Source organism: Mesorhizobium sp. BR1-1-16 (assembly GCF_020165495.1).
Classification (GTDB): Bacteria; Pseudomonadota; Alphaproteobacteria; order Rhizobiales; family Kaistiaceae; genus Kaistia.
In genome coordinates, this window is the sequence record NZ_JAIUIE010000014.1 from 20,475 (window position 1) to 42,136 (window position 21,662).

Consider the following 21,662-nt stretch of genomic DNA (forward strand, 5'->3'; position numbering starts at 1 on the left):
CGTGCACTCAAGGGGCGGTCTCCGCTGCTGTTGCGTTGCCTGCCGTCAGCGCCTCCGGGCGCGGCTGCGCGCCGGCCAGGGTGCCGAAGAGGGAATTGGTACCAAGCCCGTCGATCGCGACGCGGCCGATCGTGCCGATCCGCTCCGTGCCAGCCTCGACCGCCACCGCCTGCAGATAGGGCGTGCGACCCATGATCTGGCCGGCCATGCGGCCTGGCTTCTCGAAGAGGACATCCACCACGCGGCCGACGGCCAGGCGGTTGAAAGCAGTCTGCTGCGCGGCGACCAGCGCCTGCAGCCGTTGCAGCCGCTCGGACATCACGGCCTCCTCGACCATGTCGTCGCGCAGCGCCGCCGGGGTGCCGGGGCGGGGGCTGTATTTGAACGAATAGGCCGCGGCATAGCCGACCGTTTCGATCAGCCGCATCGTTGCCTCGAACTCGGCATCGCTCTCGCCAGGGAAGCCGACGATGAAATCGGAGGACAGCGCAATATCGGGCCGCGCCGCGCGGATGCGGTCAGTGAGACGGAGATAATCGTCTGCGCCATGCTTGCGGTTCATCGCTGCGAGAATGCGATCGGCGCCCGATTGCACCGGCAGATGCAGATAGGGCATCAGCGCCGGCAGGTCGCCATGGGCGGCAATCAGCGCCTCGTCCATGTCGCGCGGATGACTGGTCGTGTAGCGGAGGCGATCGAGGCCTGGAACCTCGGCAAGGCGATAGAGCAGTTCGCCAAGGCCCCACGAACGGCCATCAGTGCCATCGCCATGCCAGGCATTGACGTTCTGTCCGAGCAGCGTCAGCTCGCGAACGCCGGCATCCGCCAGCCGCCGCGCTTCCTCGATGATCGCGCCGGCCGGGCGTGAAACCTCGGCGCCGCGCGTATAGGGAACGACACAGAAGGTGCAGAACTTGTCGCAGCCTTCCTGGATCGTCAGGAAGGCGGTGACGCCGCGGGCGCGGGTCTGCGCCTTGGTCGCGGCCGGCAGGGCGTCGAATTTCTCGGCGATCGCAAATTCAGTCTCGATGGCGCGGCGTCCGGCCGCGACGTCCTTCAAAAGGCGTGGCAGGTGCTGGTAGGATTGCGGGCCGACGACGAGGTCGACAACCGGCGCACGGCGGGCGATCTCTGCCCCTTCGGCCTGTGCCACGCAGCCCGTGACGCCCACCATGACCTGGCGTCCGGCGCGGGCGGCCTCCTCCTTCATCACGCGGATGCGGCCGAGCTCGGAATAGACCTTCTCAGCCGCCTTTTCGCGGATATGGCAGGTGTTGAGCAGGACGAGATCGGCCTCCTCGACCTTTTGCGTCGGCACATAGCCGTCAGCCGCCAGCGCGTCCGTCATCCTCTCGGAATCGTAGACGTTCATCTGGCAGCCATAGGTCTTGACGAAGACGCGCTTCTTTTCTTCTGCTGCGGCCATTGATCCCGCGGGGGCTTGCGGCAGCGCCGGCATCAGGCCGTGCCGCCGCGCGGTTTGGAATCCCTTCCTAGCCTCTTTCGGCGGCGCTGAGAAGCGCGGCGGGACCGAGCTCAGGCCGCCGTTGCTGCCTTGCCACGCGCGGCGCGGATTCGGCGAACCATGAGGCGCACCTCGCGCTCGGCCGCGGCGGTCGCCTCCTTGCGGTCGCCGCCGGGGCTGAAGACGATAGGCACTCCGAAGGCGACCACGGCATCGATCGCGCCGACGCGCACGAGATTGGAAAGATGCGGCGCGAGATCCATGTCGCCATGCCAGGCGACATCGGCTGTCCGGAGCCGCCCGATCGGCAGCCCGTGCAGCCCGACATAAACAAGCGCCACCGGCTGGATCGTGATCGAACCCGTCGCGGCTTCGCCGCTGCCCTCCTGTGCTGCGACACTCGCCTTGGCGGCAGCGCCGACAAGCGCGCTGCGGAACGGCAGCACCGAAACGCCGTCTCCGGTCGTGCCCTCGGCGAAGAGCACCAGCGCATCCCCGCCGGCAAGCCGCGCCGCGATCGCCTCGCCGGCTTCCGAGGTGGCCGTGCGGCGGGCCCGGTCGATGAAGACGCTGCGCTGAAGGCGGGCGAGACGCCGCACAACCGGCCACTCCGAGACTTCACGCTTCGCAATGAACGACATCGGCATCAGGCTGCCGAGCGTCACGATATCGAGCCAGGAGACATGGTTGGAGACGAGGAGCAGGGGCCGGGCTGTGGACGGCGTCCCCTCGACGCGGACCTTGAGACCCAGCATCGCGGCTGCGATGCGCTGCCACAGCATCGGAAGGATACCGGCATGGCGCGGCGAGAACGCCATTGCGGCGAGCTGGAACGGCAGGAAGAGAAGTGTCGTCACCGCGAGGACGAGCACCAGCACTACGAGCCGCCCCGAAAATTTCAAGATGACGATGCTTTCACGAACGACCCTTGTCCTTGGCATCGATCGGAACGGCATAGAGTTCCAACCGATGATCGACCAGCCGATAGCCGAGCCGCTGGGCGATCACCTCCTGCAGCGCTTCGATATCTTCGCTGCGGAATTCGATCACCGCGCCCGAGCGCAAGTCTATCAGATGATCGTGATGTTCCTCAGACACCGTTTCATAGCGGCTCCGGCCGTCGCGAAAATCGTGTCGCTCGATGATTCCGGCATCTTCGAACAACTTCACCGTGCGATAGACCGTGGAGATCGAGATGCGCGGATCGATCGCCGAGGCGCGGCGATAGACTTCCTCGACATCGGGATGATCGGTGGCAGCGTCGAGCACCCGCGCGATGGTGCGCCGCTGGTCGGTCATCCGCATGCCCTTGGCCGCGCATGCCGCTTCGAGCGTCTGGTTCTCATCCGTCACTAGCTGACTCATGCCGCATCCCCCGGACGCCTCAACTGGCCGTTCGCCGCTTAGCGAAGTTGCAGGCGCATGACAAGCGCGGTGCCGCCTTGTCCGCCATCGGCATAATAGCCCTTGCGGCGGCCCACTTCACCAAAGCCGAGCCGGCGATAGAGCGCGAGGGCCGGCGGATTGCTCTCGCTGACCTCGAGGAACACTTCCCCGACGCCCTCGGCATAGGTCCGCCGCAGCGCTTCTTCGAGCAATCTGCGGCCGTAACCATGGCCACGCCTCGCGCTGGCGACAGCGATCGTCAGCACCTCGGCCTCGCCGGCAACGCTCCGCATCATGATGAAGCCGAGCACCCGCCGTGTGCCGAGCACCGTCTCGCGCCGCAGCAGCAGGCAGCGGACGGTCCGGTCGGCCAGCAGTTTCTCGATCTCGTCGATGCCCCAGCCGCGGCGAAACCCTTCCGCGTGGATTGCGACCATCGCCTCGATGTCGGTTTCGCCGCGAACGTCGTCGGTCATGAGGCGTGACTGTGGAAACAGCGACATCATCGAATAGAACATCGGCGCGCGATCCTGGCCCCAGCCTGCGGCACGGCGTCGGGCGGCTTGACATAAAGCGGCTTCGGCGGATGGCTGGCTGGGTCCAGCACCGCGCCGAGCGTCAGCAGCGTCTCGATGGCGGGAGCCGAATCGAGATGCAGCGGCTCAAAGCCCGGTCCGAGCAGCGCGGCGCCGGCACCGGCAACCGCGAAGCCGCCGGCGGTCGCGCGAGCGGCGAATTCGGTGGCAGGTCGGCTCGACGGGGTCTCGAGCGGCGTGCCATCCGCCGAGAAGAGCTGCCCGAAGGCCTCGCCGCCACGCCCCGGTAGCAGCGCAAGGATCGGCCGCTCATCCGCGGCGAGGCGGCTCGCGCGATAGGCATGGGCGGCGAGCGTCGAAAGGCCGACAACCGGCAGATGGCGGACGAGCGCCAGCCCGCGCGCCGCGGCGATGCCGACCCTCAGTCCGGTGAACGACCCCGGTCCAACGGAGACGACGATGCGGTCGAGCGCATCCGGCCGGATGCCGGCTTCCGCGAAGAGCGCCGCGATCTCGACCATCAGGATTTCGGCATGGCCTCGGCCAATGGTCCGAACGCGCGATACCGTCCTCTCGCCTGCGACAAGGCCGACGGAGCAGTTCTCAAGCGCGGTGTCGATGGCGATGAGGTTCATCATGCCCGAATAGAGCGGCGGCGCGGCTCTGTCGAGGGTGGCGGCGCCGGCTGCGGTTTGCGCCCGCGTCAGGCCGGTCTATGACAGGGAGCGGACTGGCCGCGAGCCCAGCGCTAAGGAGCAGGACGAAGCGATGAAATCGGCAACGCTGATGCAGGTCGCAGAGCGCGCCGGCGTCTCGACGGCGACGGTTGCCCGCGTTCTCAAGGCGCAGGGCTATGTGTCGGACGACGCCCGGGCGCGTGTCGAGGCGGCCGTGAAGGCGATCGGCTACCGGCCGAATGCCATGGCGCGTGGCCTTCGCCAGCGGCGCAGCTTCACCATCGGCCACATGCTGGACGCCATCATCGTCAATCCGTTCTTCGTCAACGTGGCGCATTGGGCTGAGGAAGAGGCGCTCGATCACGGCTACAAGACATTCCTCTTCAACCATAACGGCCTAGCCGAGCGCGAGCGCATCGGCATCGAACGCTTCATCGAGCGGCGGGTCGATGCGGTTCTCTTCACCAACGCGGTTTCTACCGAGAATGTCCGCCTGCTGAAGGCGGCCGGCATCCCCGCTCTGCAGCTCGAGCGCAGCCGCACTCCGGCCGCCCCGGCGATCCGCGTCGACAATACGGTCGGCGCCCTCCAGGCCATGGCGCATCTCGCCGGGCTCGGCCATCGCCGCATCGCCTTCATCGGCGGAGACCCCGAACTGATCGGCCGCGGCGAAACCGCGGGGCCGACGGTCGAGGACGACCGGCTTGCTGCCTATGGTGCCGGCCTCGCAGCGGCAGGGCTCCCCTTCGATCCCGCGCTGCTCCGGCTCGGCAAATACTATAGTCTCAGCGAGAGCGGGTCCGGCAGCGAGGGTTATCACCACACCCGTGCCCTGCTGGCGCTCGACGACCGGCCAACCGCGATTTTCGCGACATGCGATATCCTCGCCGCCGGCGCGCTGCAGGCCATCTATGAGGCCGGATTGCGGGTGCCCGACGATATTTCCGTCATCGGTTTCGACGATACGCTCGCTGCCAATCTGACGCCGCAGCTCACCACCGTCGCCCAGCCGATGGAGCAGCTCGGCCGGATCGGGTTCCGGGCCGTTCTTGCCGCGATCGAGACGGGAGCGTGGCCCGAGCAGCCGCTATTGCCGAGCCACCTCGTGCTGCGCCGCTCGACGGGACCCGCGCCCCTCTGACTGATGCCGATTGAGATTGACCGGGCAGGCCGGCGAGTGGTATCGCTGACATATGTCATCGATGACATATCGCGATCAAAGCCAATTTGGCGCGATCCGGCCCGCATAATGACGGGCCTCCCAGGAAACGCCGCCGCCGCGCATCGCGCGGCTCAGGACCCATTTCGGAGGGACAATCATGCGCATCAAGGCGCTTCTCGCAGCCACGGCCCTGGCCACGAGCGTCATGGCCGCCGGCCTCGCTTCAACGCCGGCCCTGGCCGAGACCAATGTCACGTTCTGGCAATTCTCGACCCGCGATGCCGACATCGCAGCCTGGAACGAGGCGATCGCCGCCTTCGAGAAGGCGAACCCGGACATCAAGATCAACATGGAGATCGTGCCCTGGTCGGAGCAGCAGCAGCGCCTCGTCAGCGCGCTGTCGGCCGGCGGGCTGCCGGACGTCTCGATGCTCGGCAACAATGTCGTGGCGCAGTTCCAGGCCGCCGGCGCGCTTGCCCCGCTCGACGACTATATCGCCGCTTATGACAAGGAAACCGGCACCGATTTCGCCGCCGAAGTCTGGCCTGGCGACAAGGGCTATTACAACCTCGCCGGCAAGTGGTGGGCCTCGCCCGTCAATGTCGAGACCCGCGCGCTCTATTATCGCAAGGATCTCTTCAAGGCCGCCGGTCTCGATCCCGACAAGCCGCCACAGACCTGGGCGGACTTCGCCAAGGATGCGAAGACGCTGACGCGTGACGGCGTCTATGGCGCCGGCCTTTCGATGAGCCTCGACTACTTCACCGTCCAGAATTTCATGAGCGCCTATCTCGGTTATGGCGCCCGCATGATCGGCGATGACGGCAAATGCGGCTTCGATACGCCGGAATTTAAGGCGGCGCTCGATACCTATGTCAGCGTCTATAAGGAAAAGGCGACCCATCCGGACGCGCCGACCATGAATGGCGATACGTTCCGCAAGGGCTTCCGCGACGGCAAGTTCGCGATGATCCTGTCGGATCCGGGCCTCTACAAGGACCTGCAGAACGACAAGGCGCCGTTCCTCAAGGATGTCGGCATCGCCTTCGTCCCGGCCGGCGAGAAAAACCGCTCCGGCTTCCTCGGCGGCTGGCCTCTCGTGTTGTGGGATGCCTCGGAAAACAAGGACGCCGCGGCGAAGTGGATCCTCTTCGCGACACATGGCGAAGCGCTCAAGAACCTCGCCACCAAGGGCGGCTTCATTCCCGGCAGCGTTTCGCTCGCCAAGGGCGCGCCCTGGACCGAGTTCCCCTATCCGCTGTTCGTCGAGCAGTTGAAGGACGCCAAGCCCTATCAGTATCCGGGCGAAGCGATCCCGCAGATGGGCCAGCTCGAGGTGGATACGATCCAGAAGGCCGTACAGGCCGTGGCGCTCGGCCAGCAGACGACCGACCAGGCGACGGCACAGCTCTGCACGACGATCAACGAAGTCCTCGCCCGCTAAGCGGAGGGCGATGACCGTGGCATTCGAGACGACGACACGGCTGGCCCCGGCGCGCCCCCGCCGCCGCAGCATCGTGCCCGATTTCCTCCTCCCATACGGCATGATCGGGCCAGCCGTGTTCGTCGCCTTTGCGATTGCCATCGTCCCGCTCACCTACGCGCTCTGGCTGTCGCTGCAGGACTGGTACATGCTGCGGCGGCCAACCCCGACCTTCGGCGGGCTGATCAACTACAAGCAATTGCTGCAGGATGGACCGCTCTGGGCAGCGTTCGGGCGGACCTGGATCTGGACGATCGGCACCGTCTTCGTCGAACTGGTGCTCGCGCTGCCGATTGCTTTGCTGCTCAACCGCGAAAGCGCCGTGGCACGGGCCGCCTCGGCCCTGATCCTGCTCCCCTGGGTTACGCCCTTCATTGTGCTCGGCTTCGGCTGGCGCTTCCTGCTCGACAGCGACGTCGGACCGATCCATGCCCTTCTGCATGCGATCGGGCTCGCCGGCGACAGCTCGATCCTCAACGATCCCGTCGGCGCCTTCGCCATCATCATCTTCATCTCCGGGTGGAAGGGCACGCCCTTCCTCGTCATCGCGCTGCTCGCCGCGCTGAAGTCGATCCCGGACGAGCTCTACGAGGCAGCCGAGGTCGATGGCGCCGGACCGGTCTCCCGCTTCATCCATGTGACGCTGCCCGAGATCTGGAATACGGCCATCACCGTCGGCCTCGTTCTCGGCATCCTTGCCTTCTATTCGTTCGACCTGCCCTGGATCATGACCAAGGGTGGCCCGCAGGACGCTACGACGATCGTCGGCATCGCGATGTACAAGGCCGTGTTCCTCGACCTCCGTCCTGCCTATGCCGCGGCGATCTCGATTGTCATGCTGGTGCTGCTCTTCATTGCCTCGCTCTTCGTCCTGAAGCTCCGGAGGCGGAGCTGATGCGTCACCGTTCCGCCGTCCGCGAAGTCTCGCTCGATCTCGTCACCATCGCGGTGCTGTTCCTGCTGCTGGTGCCGATCCTCTGGGTGTTCGTCGCCTCGGTCCGCCCCGAAACCGACATCACCGGCGGCGGCTTGCTGCCGACACGCTTCACCTTCGATCATTACGCGGCGATCCTCGCCAAGAAGCCGTTCCTGATCGCGCTGAAGAACAGCCTCATCGTCGGGATCACCGTCGCGATCATCACCACGGCGCTGGCGATGCCGGCCGCCTATGCCCTGTCGCGATTCACCTTTCACGGGCGCAACTTCTTCGCGCTCCTGATCCTCGGCACGCAGATGCTGCCGAGCCTCGCTGTGCTGGTGCCGCTGGTCGTCATCGTGCGCCAGATCGGCCTCACCAACACGCTGACGGCGCTGATCTTCACCCATCTAGCCTTGGGCATGCCGATCGCGGTGTGGATGCTCAAGGGCTATATCGACGCGATCCCGAAGGAACTCGAGGAGGCGGCGCTGATCGATGGCTGCAGCCGGCTCGGCGCGCTCTGGCGCATCGTCGTGCCGCTGATCCGCCCGGCGATCATCGCCGTCGGCACCTTCGCCTTCGTGCTGTCCTGGGGCGAATATCTGATGGCGCTCGCCCTCATTTCAAAGTCGGACGTCAAGACGCTGCCACTCGCCCTGCAGGGCCTGTTCGATCCCTATTCCTTCTCCTGGGGCCAGGTCATGGCCGGCGGCACGATCATCGCCATGCCGGCCATCCTGCTCTTCCTCATCTTCCGCAGGCAACTGGTCGGCGGCCTCCTGGCCGGCGGCGTGAAAGGATAATCCATGGGCGTTTCGACCCGCTCGCTCTACTTCACAGGTCCGCGCGATCTCGAGATCCGCGACGAGTCGCTTCGCGAACCCGGGCCCGAGGACATCGTCGTCGTGGCGCTCGTCTCAGGCATTTCGGCCGGCACCGAGCTCAATGTCTTTCGCGGTCTCGCGCCGCAATGGCGCCAGCATATGGATCCGGCGACGCGGCTGTTCCTCGATGGCGGCTCGGATTGGAAATGGCCTGCCCGCTATGGCTACGCGATGGTCGGCCGCGTCGAGCGCGTCGGCGCATCCGTCACGGATTGCAAGGAGGGCGAGTTCGTCTTCGCCTACGCGCCGCACGGCACCCACGCCGTGCTGCCGGCGAAGGCGGTCGTGCCGCTCGGCGACCTTGGCGATGCCGAGATCGGCATCTTCTTCGCCAATCTCAACACCGCCTATAACGGTGTGCTCGATGCCAATATCCCGCTCGGCGCCGATGTCGTCGTCAGCGGGCTTGGCGTCATCGGCCAGCTGGTGGTCCGCCTCTTACGGCGAAACGGCGCCCGCACCGTCATCGGCGTCGATGGCATCGATCTACGCCGCGAGCTGGCGCTTGCCGGCGGTGCCGATCATGTTCTCGTTCCCGGCGCGGACAAGGTGGCGGAGACGGTACGCCAGCTCACCGAAGGCCGTGGCGCCGATGTCGTCATCGAAGTCTCCGGCGCAGCGCCGGCGCTCAACGAAGCCATCCGTACCGCCGGCTACAACGGCACCGTGGTGGCGATGTCCTGGTATGGCGGCACGTTCGAGAGCCTCAGTCTTTCGGGCGAGTTCCATCACAATCGCCCGCGCATCATCTCTTCGCAGGTCGGCAATGTGAATCCATTCCTCGGCCCGCTCTGGTCGACGGCGCGGCGCGGCGCCATAGCGCGCGAGTTCATGGATGCCTATTCTGCCGATCTCAAGGGATTCGTCACCCATCGCGTACCGCTGGACGAGGCGGCGCGCGGTTATCGGCTGCTGGACCAGGGGTCGCCCGAGGTCATGCAGGTTCTCATCGATTATCGCCTCTGATCGAAAGCGAAGGATCTCCCATGCGCTATTCCGCCTGCCTCGAATGGCTCTTCGCCGCTGAGGCACCTGTCTTCGCCGATCGCATCCGCCTGGCAAAGAAGGCCGGGCTCGATGGTGTCGAGTTCTGGCTCTGGAGCAACAAGGATATTGCCGCCATCCGCGCTGCGCTCGATGAGACCGGCCTCCCGCTTACCGGCTTCGTCGCCGAGCCGATGGTGCCGCTGACCGATCCGGCCAAGCATGCCGAGTTCCTCGAAGGCCTGAAGCGCTCGATCGAGATCGCGCAGCAGCTTGGCGCCCCGATGCTGATCGCGCAGGCCGGCGCCGACCTTCCGGGCCGTTCGCGCACCGAACAGCGCTCGGCACTCACCGATTGCCTGCGCAAGGCGGCCGATATCCTCGCCGGCTCGGGCGTCGTGCTCGCTGTCGAGCCGCTCAATACGCTGGTCGATCACGTCGGCTATTTTCTGCCCTCGACGGAAGAGGGGCTCGACATCATCGACGATGTCGGCCGACCGGAAATCCGCATTCTCTACGACATCTATCATTCGGCGGTGATGGACGAGCAGATCGCCAAGGTCCTCGACGGGCGCCTCGATCGCATTGCCCATGCCCATCTCGCCGACATGCCCGGCCGCCACGAGCCCGGCACCGGCCGGCTCGACTGGCAGGCGCGTGTGGGCTGGCTCGAAGCCAACGGCTATCGCGGCATGGTCGGGCTTGAATACAAGCCGAGCGTCGCGACGGAAGCGAGCCTCAAGGCGGTGCTGGCCGGCTGAGCCAGCGGCCCCCCTGTCGACAGCGATCCCGACATCGGTTTAGCGCCGATCTCGGGCTAGCGATCGCGATCCGGTTTCGGCGTCTTGGTTTGCAGAAAGCCGAGCGCGATGATTACGACGAGGCAGATGGCGGTCGCCATGGCGCCGACGGAAACATAGCCGAGTCCGCAGGCGACCCCGACGGCACCCGCCAGCCACATTGCCGCGCCGGTTGTGAGCCCGTGCACCTGCCCGCGGCTCTGGATGATGGCGCCGGCCGCGAGGAAAGCGACGCCGGCCGTCACGGCCTCGATGATGCGGATGGGATCGACCTGGACATGCTCCATCCCGAGCGCATCGGAATGGAGGATCTCGAGCATCACGATCGTGAAGACGGCGGAGGCCAGCGCCGTCAGTGTATGCGTCCTGAGTCCGGCGGGCCGCGAGCGCCATTCCCGCTCGGCGCCGATCAAGGCACCGAGCACGGAGGCCGCGATGAAGCGCAGCGCGATCTGCGATTTCGGCAGGTGGGTTTCGAGAAAGGCCGCATCGGCGAATTCAAACACGGTCATGCCCCGCTGCAGCCGTCCCGCTCATGCGACGATTACTTGACAGCGTCTTCGACGGCGTTTCCGGTCTGCTTCACATCGGTGGCAACGCCATGCACTGTGTTGGCGCAACCAGCGAGGCCGGCGGCAACGGCGAGTGCGACAAGCAGGGTGGAGCGGGAGCGGATCGTCATCATCGTTCTCCTGGCTGGACGGTGAACAGCCAATGCGGATGTCGCAACTTCGTTCCGACGTGGGCATGACATTGGCCGCAACGGGCTGATCGCCGCTTGAGCCCAAGGCGCCGTCCGTCAACCAGCGAGCCGCTTTACACGCGGCGAACACGCTTCTACGTCTGGCAGCCTCCCTTCCGCCTGAGGTTCCCATGCTCCCATCCGCCGCGCCGCTTCCCGACGATCTCATCATCGAGGCCGGGGATGAGATCGCCATTCGCCAGGACCTGACGCTGACGGCGCTCGGCAAGCGTCCGGCCGATCGGGTGCTGCGGGTCGGTCGGCTGCTCGATGTGCATTCGCGCAGCTGGCTCGTCGACCAGGAGATCGTCATCAAGGGCCGGCGCATCGCCTATGTCGGGCCGGCCGGGTCCTGGACGGGTGACGTAGCCGAGCGCCTGCACGAGCCCGATCTTGCCGCCGTGCCCGGCTTCGGCGAGGCGCACAAGCACATCGAGAGCTCGCATCTCACACCGGAATATGAGACCGCGCTGGTCATGCCGCGCGGCTGTACCTGGGTCTGCGAGGCGAGCCACGAATTCTCCAATGTGAACGGCGCGAAGAACCTCGAATTCTGGCTGGAGGCGCGCCGTCGCGGCTCGCCGATGAAGATCTTCCCGCTGCCGGGCTCGGCCGTTCCGCCAACCGCCTATGAATGGGGTGGCGGCTGGTTCGGCTATGACGAGCAGAAGGCGTTCATGGCCGAGAGCCTGATGGTCGCCGGGCTCGATGAGGTGATGGACTGGCCGTCGGTATGGAATCCCGACAATCCCTCCTATGACCGTCTGTGGGGCATGATCCGCGCCACCTTCGAGAAACGCGGCGTGGTCGAGGGCCATGCCGCCGGCATTCGCGACCTGCCGACCATCAACGCCTTCGCCGCCGCCGGCATGGCCTCCGATCATGAGGGCTGGTTCCTCGAGGAAGTCTGGGAAAAGCTGACGCACGGACTTTTCGTCGAGCTGCGGCCGCATTCGCTGCCCGACATCATCAAGGGCCTGATCGGCAAGGGCCTTTCCGATTGGTCGCAGGTCGCCTTCGTCACTGATGATCGCAGCGCCTCGGACACGTTGAAGATTGGCGCGACCGATCACAATGTCCGCCTCGCGATCGAGAACGGCCTCGCGCCCGAGATCGCCATCCAGTGCGTGACGATCAATCCGGCCCGCCATATGCGCCTGACGCCCTGGGTCGGCTCGATCGCGCCCGGCCGCTTCGCCGATATCGTGCTGCTCGACAATGTCCAGACGCTATCGGTCGCCAAGGTCTTCGCCGATGGCCGCAAGGCCGCCGAGGCCGGCCGCTATGAGGGGCCGCTGCCGAAGATCGACTGGCCGGACTGGGCGACGCGGACGGTCAATCTCGGTCGCACGGTGACGGCTGACGACTTCGCCATCGCGGCGCCGGTAGCCGCTGGACCCACGGCCAAGGCGGCGCTGCTGCGACCGTTCCACTGGCATGACGACTTCATCACCATGGACCTCCCGGTTGCCGACGGCGCCGTCCAGCGTGACGAGAGCCGCAACGTGACGAAGTTCGCCATTGTTGACCGTTTCTCCGGCGAGGCGAAGGTCGCGAAGATGTTCTGGCTTGGCACCGGTCCGCGCACCCCCGATACGGCGCTCGGCGCGACGCTCGGCCATGACAAGCACAATATCTGGGTCGTCGGCTCGTCGGATGCGGCGATGGCGATGGTGGCCAACGAACTCGCGGCGCAGCAGGGCGGCTGGGTTCTGGTCTCGGGCGGCAAGGTCGTGGCGCGGGTCCATTACGAAGTCGGCGGACTGATGACCGCCCGTCCGGCTGAGGTGCTCGATGCCGAAATGCAGGCGCTTTCTGCCGAGGGCGCGAAGATCGACTGGATGTATGAGCCGACCTTCTCGCCGCGCTGGTGGCCCGGCTTCCCGGAACGGCTCTCCTTCGCGACGCTCACCTGCGCCCCGTGGCGCTGGGTTCTCGTCGCGCCTTCGCCGCTGGCACCCGAGGGCTTCGTCAATGTCGCTACCGGCGCGACGCATCCCGTCGTGTGGTAGAGCGCACACAGAAGTCACCTCTCTGTGCACATTTCACGCAAGGGCGCACGCATTTCAGGCTGGCTAAAATGCGCGCATCGAATAGACAAGTGCTGAAACGGCTTCAAAGAGCGGGGACGATGATGTTCGGGAAATTGAAGGCTGGTCTCAAAGTCGCGCTGGCGGTGATGCCGCTGGCTTTCGGCAGCATCGCAATCGCCGAGGCCGATGGTCTCAAGGTCGCGATGGTTCTGCCCGGGCCGATCAGCGATAATGACTGGAATTCAGTCGGCTATAACGGGCTGCAGGCAGCGGCCAAGGCGCTCGGCGTCGAGGTGGCCTATTCGGAGAATGTCTCGGACGCCGATGCGGAACGCATCCTGCGCGACTATGCCTCGCGCGGCTATGGGCTTATCTTCGCTCATTCCTTCTCCTTCGGCGATGCAGCGCTAAACGTCGCCGAGGACTTCCCGAACACCACCTTCATGGCCGGTACGGCCAAGGAACTGGCGCCCAATCTCGGCACCTATTCCAACCCGGACTACCAGGGCGCCTATCTCGCCGGCATGCTCGGCGCCGGCGCGTCCAAGACGAAGACCATCGGCTGGGTCGGCGGCATGCCGGCGCCGAACATGCTGGCCAATCTCCATGCCTATGAGGCAGGCGCCAAGGAAATGGTGCCGGATGCCAAGGTGCTGCACACCTTCATCGGCTCGTGGTTTGATCCGCCCAAGGCCAAGGAGGCGGCGATCGCGCAGGTCGAGCAGGGCGCAGACGTGCTCTCTGCACAAGGCGTCGGCGTCATCGACGCCGCCATCGCCAAGAACGTCTTCGCGCTCGGCGCCATGACCGACCAGAACCATCTCGGGCCCAAGGTCGTGCTGACCTCGGTCACCTGGGATCTCGGACCGCTCGTCACCGCCGTCGCCAAGGCCGTTGAGGACAAGAACTGGAAGAGCCAGAACTGGTCGTATGGCATTGCCCAGGGCTCCGTGAAGCTCGCCGACTTCCATGGCCTCGATGCCGGCGTCCCGCCGGAGGTACTGAAGGCCGTGCAGGCGAAATTCGAGGCGATCAAGTCCGGAGCCTTCACCGTTCCGCTCGATACGTCGAACGTCGAGTAGGTTCGGTTCTCGAACGTCGGGCGCTTGCCCAGCATTGTCATTGCTGGGCTTGATCTGGCAATCCAGCCTTGCGGGCTGCGACGACGAAGTCTGGATGGCCGGGTCAAGTCCGGCCATGGCCGTTTGAGGGTTTGCTGTTCCCGCAGCACGGTTGAGAATTGGGGAATTGGCTTCCCGTGACGAAGAATATGATGAGCACGCCCCCCTTCCTCGACATGCGCGGCATCACCGTCACCTTCGGCAGCTTCGTTGCCAATGATGGCGTCGATCTGGCCGTGGATGCCGGTGAGATCCATGCGCTTCTCGGCGAGAATGGGGCTGGCAAATCGACACTGATGCGCGTACTGGCCGGGCTGCTGGTGCCGGCGGCCGGTGAAATCCGCATCGCGGGCGAGATTGAGCCGCTCGGTTCGGCGCATGAGGCGATGCGGCTTGGCATCGGCATGGTGCATCAGCATTTCATGTTGGTGCCGACGCTGACCGTCGCCGAAAATGTCTGCCTCGGCCTCAGCAGCACCGGACGTTTCATCCCGGATCTCAAGACTGCCGCGGCGAAGATCCGCGATCTCGCCACCACCTACGGTCTCGACATCGACCCGAATGCCCGCATCGCCGATCTCTCGATCGCCGGGCAGCAGCGCGTCGAGATCCTGAAGGCGCTTTATCGCGGCGCCCGCATTCTGGTGCTCGACGAACCAACGGCGGTGCTGACACCGCAGGAGGCGGAGGGCCTCTTCCGCATCCTTCGCGCGCTCGCCGCCGAGGGCACGGCGATCATTTTCATCAGCCACAAGCTGAACGAGGTGATGGCTCTCACCGGAAAGGTCACGGTGCTCCGCCAGGGCAAGGTCGTCGCGACGGCGCGAACGGCCGAGACCGATGCGCGCGGACTCGCCCGCATGATGGTCGGCGCCGAGATCGCGCTGCCGAAGATCGAGGACGCGCCGACCTCAACTGCGGCGCCCGAGGCAACCGCTCCAATCCTTTCCGTGACGGATCTCACCTGCCTCGACGCGCGCGGCCTCGTCCGCGTCGATCGCGTCAGCCTTGCGGTCGCGGCCGGCGAGATCGTCGGCGTCGCCGGCGTCGACGGCAACGGCCAGCAGGAACTCGCCGAAGCGATCGTCGGCCTTCGCAAGGTGGGAAGCGGACGCGTCGTCCTCGCCGGCGTCGAAGTCACGGCCGCGCCGATTGCCCGCCGCATTGCGCTCGGCCTTGCCCATATCCCCGAGGATCGCCACCGCACCGCGCTGGTCGAGCCGATGTCGATCCGCGACAATGTCGTGCTGGAGCGCATCGGCGATGCGCCCTTCTCGCGCGGCGGCTGGATCCGCCGCGACGCGGTTGCCGGCCTCGCCGAAAAGGTGATGGCGGCGTTCGACGTCCGCGCCAGCGGTCCGGGCCAGAGCGTCGGCACGCTTTCAGGTGGCAACCAGCAGAAGGTCGTGCTTGGCCGGGCGCTGTCGCGCGATCCCAGCCTCGTCGTCGCGGTCCAGCCGGCCCGCGGGCTCGATGTCGGCGCAACAGCCTTCGTCCACTGCCAGTTGCTCGCGCGCCGAGCCGCCGGCGCCGGCGTGCTCCTGGTTTCAACCGAGCTCGACGAAATCCTTGCGCTGTCGGACCGCGTCGTCGTCATGTTCAAGGGTGCGGTCGTCGGCGAGATGACGCGAGCCGCGATCTCCGTCGAACGGCTCGGCTTGATGATGGCGGGGCGCGCTGCATGACCGTGACGGATCACCCCGGCGCGATGAGACTTCGCCTCCCGCCCGGCCTTGTCGGCAGCCTTGCTGCCGTTGCGGCTGCGTTCCTCGTCGGCGCACTGCTGATCGCCGCGGTCGGCGTCAGCCCGCTCACCGCCTATGGCGCGCTGTTCGAAGCAGCGCTCGGCTCCCGCAACGGAATTGCCGAAACGCTCGTGCGCACCGTGCCGCTCGCGCTCTGCGGCCTCGGCATCGCGCTCGCCTTCAGGGCCGGTGTGTTCAATGTCGGCGCCGAGGGGCAGCTCTTCCTCGGCGGCACGGCGGCCGGCGCCATCGGCGTGCTCGGTGCCGGATGGCCGGCTTACGTCCTTTTGCCGGCGATGGCCCTCTCGGCGGCGCTCGCAGGCGGCCTGTGGTCCGGCCTCGCTGCCTGGCTGAAGCTGCGTTTCCGCGCCGATGAGCTGATCACCACGATCATGCTCAACTATGTGGCGATCCATCTCGTCTCATTCCTGCTGCACGGCCCCCTCAAGGATCCGAACGGCGCGCTGGCGCAGACGGCGCGCCTGACTGGTGATGGCCGTCTGCCGGTGCTGCTGGCAGGCACGCGCCTCCATGCTGGAATCCTGATCGTGCTCGTCGCCGCCATCCTGGCGCATCTCTTCCTGTGGCGGCGGACGAACGGCTTTCGGCTCCGCGTTGTCGGGCTCAATCCGCGCGCGGCCGAAAATGCCGGCATCGACGTCCGTCGCACCATCCTTTTCGGTTTTCTCATCTGCGGAGCGCTGGCAGGGCTTGCCGGCTTCTCGGAAGTCGCCGGCGTGCAGCGGCGGATGATCGAGAATCTGTCGCCCGGTTTCGGCTATACGGCGATCATCGTCGCGCTGCTCGGGGCAACCAATCCGTTCGGCGTCGTCGCCAGCGCCTTCCTGTTCGCGGCGCTGCAGATCGGCGCGTCGACCATGGAATCGGCCGCAGGCGTTCCCTCGACGCTGACCACCGTGATCCAGGGGCTCGTCGTCTTGTTCCTGATCGGGCGCGCCGCGCTCCCACTTCTTCGCGACTGGGTCGCCGACCGCTTCAGGCGGAGGGGATGACCATGCTGGGCCTCCTGACCGACCCAACCTTTGTCGGCTTTCTCTCGGCCTCGATGCGGCTCGCGATCCCGATCATGCTGGCGGCGCTGGGCGGACTGTTAGCCGAGCGCTCGGGCGTCCTCAATATCGGCCTCGAGGGCATGATGCTGGTCGGCGCCTTTGTCGGTTTCGTCGCTGCCTACGCGACTGGCCATCTCATGGTCGGCGTCGCCTCGGCCGTCCTGGCAGGCATTGCGGCAGGGCTCATTCTCGGCGTCTACACCATCACGCTCGGCGCCAATCAGGTTGTCGTCGGCATCGCGCTCAACCTGCTCGCCATCGGCATCACCTCCTTCTTCTACCGCCTGATCTTCGGCGCCGGCACGGAGCGGCCGCGGATCGACGCCTTCGTGCCGCTCGATCTCGGCAGCCTCGCCGATATCCCGTTCATCGGGCCGCTGCTGTTCCGCCAGGATGCGCTCGCCTATGTCGCCCTTGGCCTCGTGCTGGTGACGTGGTTCGTGATGGCAAAGACGCGCTTCGGCCTCGACGTCCGCGCCGTCGGCGAGCATCCGGAGGCGGCCGAGACGCTGGGCGTCAATGTCCACGGCATCCGCTATTTCGCCATCGGTCTTTCAGGCGCGTTGGCCGCACTCGGAGGCGCTTTCCTGTCGCTATCGGCTACCGGTGTGTTCATCGATGGCATGACGGCGGGACGCGGCTATATCGCGCTGGCGATCCTCATTCTCGGCCGCCGGCATGCGGTCGGCGTGCTGCTCGCTTCGCTGCTCTTCGGGGCGGCCGACGCCTTGCAGCTCCGAGCGCAGATCCTGCCGACCGGGGTCCCGTTCCAGTTCCTGTTGATGCTGCCTTACGTCCTGACCATCATCGTCCTCGCCGGATTTGTTGGCCGGGGCGGAGCGCCTGCCGCGCTCGGCGTGCCGTTCCGGCGCGGCCGCTCGAACAAGGAATGACCGCGATGCTCGATCTCCACGCCGCCACATCCCCCGAAGTGAAGGCCGCCATCGAGAAAGGCGCCGTGGCCGTGCTCGCGGTCGGCGCGCAGGAGCAGCATGGCGCCCATCTGCCGCTCTCGACCGATACGGTGATGGCGCAGGGCGTGGCACGGCGCATCGCTGGCGCAATCGACGGGATGCTGCTGCCGCCGATCGCCTATGGTGATGCCTGGAACAATGAAGGCTTCGCCGGCACGCTGTCACTCTCGCCCGATACGCTGCGCGCCGTGCTGATCGATCTTGGACGCGGCCTCGCCCGAATGGGCGTCAAGGCGCTCGTGATCATCAACGGTCATTTCGGCAACCGCGAACCGATTGCCCTCGCTGCCCGGGCGCTGAAGACGGAGATCGGCTTTCCGGTCATGCATCTCGACTATCCGGGCATGGAGCGGATCGCGTCCGCGATCTGCGACAGCCGGCCAGCCGCGCCTACTTTCTACCACGCCGACGAAGTCGAGACCTCGATGATGCTCGCGCTGGCGCCGGAACTCGTGCGGATGGACAAGGCCGCGCCCGAGTATCCCGAATTTCCGGAGCTGTTCGGTACCGCCCCGATTGACCTTTCGACATTCAACCGCTCAGGCGTATTTGGCGATCCGCGTCCGGCAACGGCCGAAAAGGGCGAAGCGCTGATCGCGGGGATCGCTGAAGAGAGCGCGCGCCTCATCCGTCTCTTCCTGACAAGGCGCTGAAGCGATAAAGCTTCGGAGTTCCGCCACCTGTGGCGGGGCAGCGCAGTTCGACACGTTTGCGGACGGTCTGCGCGAAGCAGAGCCTATTCGCTCGAGGTGGAGACGAAGCGAAACGGATGGGTAGTGCAGCCTTTCTCCTGGCGATCAATTTCGCGATTGGTGTTTCCTTTGCCGCCGCCTTTCTCGCGCTGACCTGGCGGACGGAGGTGTCGGTCGGGCGCTGGTGCGCGGCCGGCTTTCTTGCGGCGTCGGCGACGGTCTGCGTCCAGGCCCTCGCATCGACACTGCCGTCCGTCCCTCTCTTCCAGATGATGTCCTTCGTGCTGTTCATGGGGGCGTTGACGCTGATCACCGCTGGATTGACACGGCACTATCGTCCCGGCAGCAGCGTTAGGCCGCTGTTCGGCCTCGCGCTGCTGGCCGCGGTGCTCAACGTAGTCGCCATTCTCGGCCCGGTCGGCAGCGTGACGCTGCGGGCTTTTGCCTATCAGACGCCGTTTGCCGTCATGCTCGCCATCGCAGCCGTCATCACGCTGACCTGTTCGCGCCGCAGGGCTGTCGATCTCGGGCTCGCAATCGTTCTTGCGGCATCCGCCATCCAGTTCCTGGCCAAGGCCGTTTCGATCGCCCTCTCCGATGACGGCCCCGGCACCGATTATCTTAACAGCGTCTATGCGCATTACTCTCAGACGATGGGCGGCATCCTCTCATTGCTGCTGGGCGTCGCGATCACCGGCCTTGTGACCAGCGCCGTGATGGCCGAGGCGGCGAGGCGCCTGCAGCGCGACGCGCTTTCCGGCACGCTCAATCGCGGCGCCTTCCTGGAGCAGGCGGACCGCGCGCTGAGAACGTCTCAAAGCGGCATCCAGTCGACCCTCATCATGTGCGATCTCGATCACTTCAAATCGATCAATGATCGCTTCGGCCATGCCGCCGGCGATGACGTCATCCGTACGTTCGGCACCAATCTCGCGGAATTTGCCGGCAAGGACGGGGTCTGCGGCCGGATCGGTGGCGAGGAATTCTGCATCCTGATGACGGATTGCAGCATCGCGGCGGCGCGCGTCTATATCGACGCCATCCGCGAGCTGTCGGCGATGACCATCTATCCGATGTTGCCAGAGGACCATCGCGTAACGGCCAGCTTCGGCATCGCCCTGACCGATCGCACCGAGGCGATCGAAGACGCCATGCGCCGCGCCGATCTCGCGCTCTATGAAGCCAAGGCGGCCGGCCGCGATGGCTACCGGTTTGCAGCCCTGCCGCTCGCCCCGACCCCGCGATCAAAGGTGTCCTGAGGCGGCGCGGCGGTCGGCTGCTAGATCCGCTTGAGGATCTCGCCGCGAGCCTTGCTGCGGCCCCAAGCCTTCCACAGCCCTTTGGCCCCCGTCTTCATGACGAAGTTGAGGGAGGTGGCCGCCAGGACTCGTTCGAACAAACCATCGAGCCAGACCGCGATCTGGTCGTCGAATCCCTTCGGAAGCGTGGCCTTCGGAACCGATGGCGGCGGCCTCGGCGGATTCTCTCGCAGCGATTCCATCAGCGGGATCATCGGCAGGAATCCGATCTCGGCCGGCTTCTGGCCCGGAAAGATATAGGCGCCGGTCGTATAGATATTGATCTGGCCGGGCGTCCATGGGGTCGCCGCGTTGGCGAAGATCACGTTGAGCGGATCGAAGCGGAAGCTGCGGGTCAGGAAGAGATAGGCGTCGTATCGTCCGAGGGCGAAATCATGCTTGAGCAGTTCGCGGTCGAGGAAGCCGCCGAACGCGCCGAGACTGCCGGAGGCCAATGTCGGCGTGGCGGCGCCGGTCATGCCGGCACCGATCAGGAAGCGGCTGTAGACGTCGTCGTCGACGGCGAGTGCGATGTCGCCGGCGCGGTAGCGGGCCTGGTCGAGCAGCAGGCGGACGACGGCGCGGGCGAGATCGGCCGCGGTCGTCGGCGACTTCGGCATCGCGCTAGGGGTTGCGAACGGATCAACGAGGATCACCGCCCGGCACGCCTCCTCGACGTTGCGCGGGTTGCTGCCGGTGAGACCGGCAAGTTCGACATGGGCGGCGCCGATCGGCTCATTGTTGGTCGCGCCGCCATCGACCATCAGAGTCGTCGCATTCTGCTGCAGCCACGGATCGAGCTTCTCCCAGACGGGTACCATCGACGCCACCGACGCCTTCGTCTCGCCGGCAGCTGCCATTACCGTGGCGCGTGCGGCGATCTGCTTGTCCGTGCGGCGGACGGGACGTGCGTTGAAGGCGATCGGAAAGGCGCAGGTGGCGAGTGCCGCCTCCTGCAGCCAGTCCCATCCGTCCGGGCTGACGCTCGACAGCGCGATTTCGTCGACCCGCGGCGGTGTGCCCGCAACAGTGTCGGCGCCCGGCACTGACAGGGCGAAGCGCGCCGTATCGTCGTGGCGCCAGATCTCGAAGCCGGTATTGCCGTTGCCCCTGAGATCGACCCGGTAGGGCGTCCCCGTCAGATTGCTCATCGTTACCACCAGCCGCAGCGGATCGGCGAGATAGCCCCGGACTTGCGGCACCGGATGGTTTGGATGCGGATGGTTCCCGAACGCCAGCAGCTGTGCGATGCACTGGTCAATCGCCGACGTATTGAACAGCGCTTCCGAATGGGCGCCTGGCGAGGTTCCAGGCGCCAACAGCTTGCTGATGGTCACGCAGTCCCTGCCGCACCAGGACGCGTAGAACGGATTGTCCTCGGTCTCGCCGCGCGGAAATGTCCGGCCGGCGGCACGCAGGAAGATGGCGCCGTTCAGCGCGCCCCCCGAAGCGCCGGCCAGAGCCCGGATCGTGACCCTGTGTCCCGGCGCATCCTCATCGCCGCGTTCCTTGGCCGCTTCCCAGGCGTCGAGCGCCTCGCCGAGATAGTCGAGCACGCCCGCTGTATAGGCACCGGCCGAGACGGTCCCGGCGAGCGCGAAAGCGATCTCGAACGTGTCCTTCCGCTTGTCGCGATCAGGCGGAAAGGTGGCATTGAAATCCTCGGCGCTCAGCGTGTAGCCCATCGC

General features: G+C 66.1%; 21 protein-coding genes. 13 read left to right on the forward strand and 8 right to left on the reverse strand.

The window, feature by feature from the left end:
* Nucleotides 1-7: 7 nt before the first annotated feature.
* The 5 genes from miaB to tsaB form a co-directional block, all read right to left on the reverse strand.
* On the reverse strand, nucleotides 8-1,426 hold the full coding sequence (gene miaB / locus LB518_RS21555) for a tRNA (N6-isopentenyl adenosine(37)-C2)-methylthiotransferase MiaB (protein WP_224579883.1): 1,419 nt from the start codon (nucleotides 1,424-1,426) through the stop codon (nucleotides 8-10).
* 110 nt (nucleotides 1,427-1,536) lie between these two features.
* Entirely contained in the window at nucleotides 1,537-2,367 is an 831-nt protein-coding gene (gene olsA / locus LB518_RS21560; protein WP_224579884.1) for a lyso-ornithine lipid O-acyltransferase, read from the reverse strand.
* 13 nt (nucleotides 2,368-2,380) lie between these two features.
* Nucleotides 2,381-2,830, reverse strand: a complete 450-nt coding sequence (locus LB518_RS21565; RefSeq protein WP_286198811.1) for a Fur family transcriptional regulator — start codon at nucleotides 2,828-2,830, stop codon at nucleotides 2,381-2,383.
* A gap of 38 nt (nucleotides 2,831-2,868) precedes the next feature.
* Nucleotides 2,869-3,369, reverse strand: coding sequence for a ribosomal protein S18-alanine N-acetyltransferase (rimI, locus tag LB518_RS21570; protein WP_224579885.1), 501 nt, complete (start codon nucleotides 3,367-3,369; stop codon nucleotides 2,869-2,871).
* Nucleotides 3,354-4,022, reverse strand: a complete 669-nt coding sequence (gene tsaB / locus LB518_RS21575; protein WP_224579886.1) for a tRNA (adenosine(37)-N6)-threonylcarbamoyltransferase complex dimerization subunit type 1 TsaB — start codon at nucleotides 4,020-4,022, stop codon at nucleotides 3,354-3,356. Before tsaB ends, rimI begins: the two co-directional genes overlap by 16 nt.
* A 133-nt stretch (nucleotides 4,023-4,155) precedes the next feature.
* Here tsaB and LB518_RS21580 point away from each other — a divergent pair, with 133 nt between their 5' ends.
* From LB518_RS21580 to LB518_RS21605, 6 genes are all read left to right on the forward strand, one after another.
* Nucleotides 4,156-5,205, forward strand: coding sequence for a LacI family DNA-binding transcriptional regulator (locus LB518_RS21580; RefSeq protein ID WP_224579887.1), 1,050 nt, complete (start codon nucleotides 4,156-4,158; stop codon nucleotides 5,203-5,205).
* A 178-nt stretch (nucleotides 5,206-5,383) separates the two neighbouring features.
* Nucleotides 5,384-6,670: an ABC transporter substrate-binding protein gene (locus tag LB518_RS21585; protein WP_224579888.1), complete on the forward strand. Its 1,287-nt coding sequence runs from the start codon at nucleotides 5,384-5,386 to the stop codon at nucleotides 6,668-6,670.
* A 10-nt stretch (nucleotides 6,671-6,680) separates the two neighbouring features.
* Nucleotides 6,681-7,604 (forward strand): carbohydrate ABC transporter permease, encoded by a 924-nt coding sequence (locus LB518_RS21590; RefSeq protein WP_224579889.1) that lies wholly within the window; start codon nucleotides 6,681-6,683, stop codon nucleotides 7,602-7,604.
* Entirely contained in the window at nucleotides 7,604-8,431 is an 828-nt protein-coding gene (locus tag LB518_RS21595) for a carbohydrate ABC transporter permease (protein WP_224579890.1), read from the forward strand. The genes LB518_RS21590 and LB518_RS21595 overlap by 1 nt, the downstream gene beginning before the upstream one ends.
* A 3-nt stretch (nucleotides 8,432-8,434) precedes the next feature.
* On the forward strand, nucleotides 8,435-9,478 hold the full coding sequence (locus LB518_RS21600; RefSeq protein ID WP_224579891.1) for a zinc-dependent alcohol dehydrogenase: 1,044 nt from the start codon (nucleotides 8,435-8,437) through the stop codon (nucleotides 9,476-9,478).
* Nucleotides 9,479-9,498: 20 nt separating this feature from the next.
* Nucleotides 9,499-10,257, forward strand: coding sequence for a hydroxypyruvate isomerase family protein (locus LB518_RS21605; protein WP_224579892.1), 759 nt, complete (start codon nucleotides 9,499-9,501; stop codon nucleotides 10,255-10,257).
* A gap of 56 nt (nucleotides 10,258-10,313) precedes the next feature.
* Here LB518_RS21605 and LB518_RS21610 read toward each other — a convergent pair whose 3' ends face one another.
* Both LB518_RS21610 and LB518_RS21615 read right to left on the reverse strand, forming a co-directional pair.
* A complete protein-coding gene (locus LB518_RS21610) occupies nucleotides 10,314-10,808 on the reverse strand; it encodes an MgtC/SapB family protein (RefSeq protein ID WP_224579893.1) in 495 nt (164 codons plus the stop codon).
* Nucleotides 10,809-10,840: 32 nt separating this feature from the next.
* Entirely contained in the window at nucleotides 10,841-10,978 is a 138-nt protein-coding gene (locus LB518_RS21615; protein ID WP_224579894.1) for an EncA/B family entericidin, read from the reverse strand.
* Between the two features lie 191 nt (nucleotides 10,979-11,169).
* Here LB518_RS21615 and LB518_RS21620 point away from each other — a divergent pair, with 191 nt between their 5' ends.
* The 7 genes from LB518_RS21620 (at nucleotide 11,170) to LB518_RS21650 (ending at nucleotide 19,935) form a co-directional block, all read left to right on the forward strand.
* On the forward strand, nucleotides 11,170-13,050 hold the full coding sequence (locus LB518_RS21620) for an adenine deaminase (protein ID WP_224579895.1): 1,881 nt from the start codon (nucleotides 11,170-11,172) through the stop codon (nucleotides 13,048-13,050).
* Nucleotides 13,051-13,169: 119 nt separating this feature from the next.
* Nucleotides 13,170-14,153: a BMP family protein gene (locus LB518_RS21625; protein ID WP_224579896.1), complete on the forward strand. Its 984-nt coding sequence runs from the start codon at nucleotides 13,170-13,172 to the stop codon at nucleotides 14,151-14,153.
* 191 nt (nucleotides 14,154-14,344) lie between these two features.
* Nucleotides 14,345-15,877, forward strand: a complete 1,533-nt coding sequence (locus tag LB518_RS21630; protein ID WP_224579897.1) for an ABC transporter ATP-binding protein — start codon at nucleotides 14,345-14,347, stop codon at nucleotides 15,875-15,877.
* A gap of 23 nt (nucleotides 15,878-15,900) precedes the next feature.
* Nucleotides 15,901-16,950, forward strand: a complete 1,050-nt coding sequence (locus LB518_RS21635; protein ID WP_224579898.1) for an ABC transporter permease — start codon at nucleotides 15,901-15,903, stop codon at nucleotides 16,948-16,950.
* On the forward strand, nucleotides 16,947-17,903 hold the full coding sequence (locus LB518_RS21640) for an ABC transporter permease (RefSeq protein WP_224579899.1): 957 nt from the start codon (nucleotides 16,947-16,949) through the stop codon (nucleotides 17,901-17,903). The genes LB518_RS21635 and LB518_RS21640 overlap by 4 nt, the downstream gene beginning before the upstream one ends.
* The gene (locus LB518_RS21645) at nucleotides 17,900-18,637 is read left to right on the forward strand and encodes a creatininase family protein (protein ID WP_224579900.1); all 738 of its coding nucleotides are present in this window, start codon (nucleotides 17,900-17,902) and stop codon (nucleotides 18,635-18,637) included. Before LB518_RS21640 ends, LB518_RS21645 begins: the two co-directional genes overlap by 4 nt.
* Before the next feature lie 116 nt (nucleotides 18,638-18,753).
* The gene (locus LB518_RS21650; protein WP_224579901.1) at nucleotides 18,754-19,935 is read left to right on the forward strand and encodes a GGDEF domain-containing protein; all 1,182 of its coding nucleotides are present in this window, start codon (nucleotides 18,754-18,756) and stop codon (nucleotides 19,933-19,935) included.
* A 20-nt stretch (nucleotides 19,936-19,955) separates the two neighbouring features.
* On the opposite strand, the gene LB518_RS21655 is transcribed toward LB518_RS21650, so the two are convergent.
* Entirely contained in the window at nucleotides 19,956-21,659 is a 1,704-nt protein-coding gene (locus LB518_RS21655; protein WP_224579902.1) for a patatin-like phospholipase family protein, read from the reverse strand.
* Nucleotides 21,660-21,662: the final 3 nt, after the last annotated feature.

What these genes read in the sequence shown, in the direction of transcription:
- miaB (WP_224579883.1), bottom strand. Translation starts at nt 1,426, where the DNA reads ATGGCCGCAGCAGAAGAAAAGAAGCGCGTCTTCGTCAAGACCTATGGC.
- LB518_RS21565 (WP_286198811.1), bottom strand. Translation starts at nt 2,830, where the DNA reads ATGAGTCAGCTAGTGACGGATGAGAACCAGACGCTCGAAGCGGCATGC.
- rimI (WP_224579885.1), bottom strand. Translation starts at nt 3,369, where the DNA reads ATGTTCTATTCGATGATGTCGCTGTTTCCACAGTCACGCCTCATGACC.
- tsaB (WP_224579886.1), bottom strand. Translation starts at nt 4,022, where the DNA reads ATGAACCTCATCGCCATCGACACCGCGCTTGAGAACTGCTCCGTCGGC.
- LB518_RS21580 (WP_224579887.1), top strand. Translation starts at nt 4,156, where the DNA reads ATGAAATCGGCAACGCTGATGCAGGTCGCAGAGCGCGCCGGCGTCTCG.
- LB518_RS21585 (WP_224579888.1), top strand. Translation starts at nt 5,384, where the DNA reads ATGCGCATCAAGGCGCTTCTCGCAGCCACGGCCCTGGCCACGAGCGTC.
- LB518_RS21590 (WP_224579889.1), top strand. Translation starts at nt 6,681, where the DNA reads ATGACCGTGGCATTCGAGACGACGACACGGCTGGCCCCGGCGCGCCCC.
- LB518_RS21595 (WP_224579890.1), top strand. Translation starts at nt 7,604, where the DNA reads ATGCGTCACCGTTCCGCCGTCCGCGAAGTCTCGCTCGATCTCGTCACC.
- LB518_RS21600 (WP_224579891.1), top strand. Translation starts at nt 8,435, where the DNA reads ATGGGCGTTTCGACCCGCTCGCTCTACTTCACAGGTCCGCGCGATCTC.
- LB518_RS21605 (WP_224579892.1), top strand. Translation starts at nt 9,499, where the DNA reads ATGCGCTATTCCGCCTGCCTCGAATGGCTCTTCGCCGCTGAGGCACCT.
- LB518_RS21610 (WP_224579893.1), bottom strand. Translation starts at nt 10,808, where the DNA reads ATGACCGTGTTTGAATTCGCCGATGCGGCCTTTCTCGAAACCCACCTG.
- LB518_RS21615 (WP_224579894.1), bottom strand. Translation starts at nt 10,978, where the DNA reads ATGACGATCCGCTCCCGCTCCACCCTGCTTGTCGCACTCGCCGTTGCC.
- LB518_RS21620 (WP_224579895.1), top strand. Translation starts at nt 11,170, where the DNA reads ATGCTCCCATCCGCCGCGCCGCTTCCCGACGATCTCATCATCGAGGCC.
- LB518_RS21625 (WP_224579896.1), top strand. Translation starts at nt 13,170, where the DNA reads ATGATGTTCGGGAAATTGAAGGCTGGTCTCAAAGTCGCGCTGGCGGTG.
- LB518_RS21630 (WP_224579897.1), top strand. Translation starts at nt 14,345, where the DNA reads ATGAGCACGCCCCCCTTCCTCGACATGCGCGGCATCACCGTCACCTTC.
- LB518_RS21635 (WP_224579898.1), top strand. Translation starts at nt 15,901, where the DNA reads ATGAGACTTCGCCTCCCGCCCGGCCTTGTCGGCAGCCTTGCTGCCGTT.
- LB518_RS21640 (WP_224579899.1), top strand. Translation starts at nt 16,947, where the DNA reads ATGACCATGCTGGGCCTCCTGACCGACCCAACCTTTGTCGGCTTTCTC.
- LB518_RS21645 (WP_224579900.1), top strand. Translation starts at nt 17,900, where the DNA reads ATGACCGCGATGCTCGATCTCCACGCCGCCACATCCCCCGAAGTGAAG.
- LB518_RS21650 (WP_224579901.1), top strand. Translation starts at nt 18,754, where the DNA reads ATGGGTAGTGCAGCCTTTCTCCTGGCGATCAATTTCGCGATTGGTGTT.
- LB518_RS21655 (WP_224579902.1), bottom strand. Translation starts at nt 21,659, where the DNA reads ATGGGCTACACGCTGAGCGCCGAGGATTTCAATGCCACCTTTCCGCCT.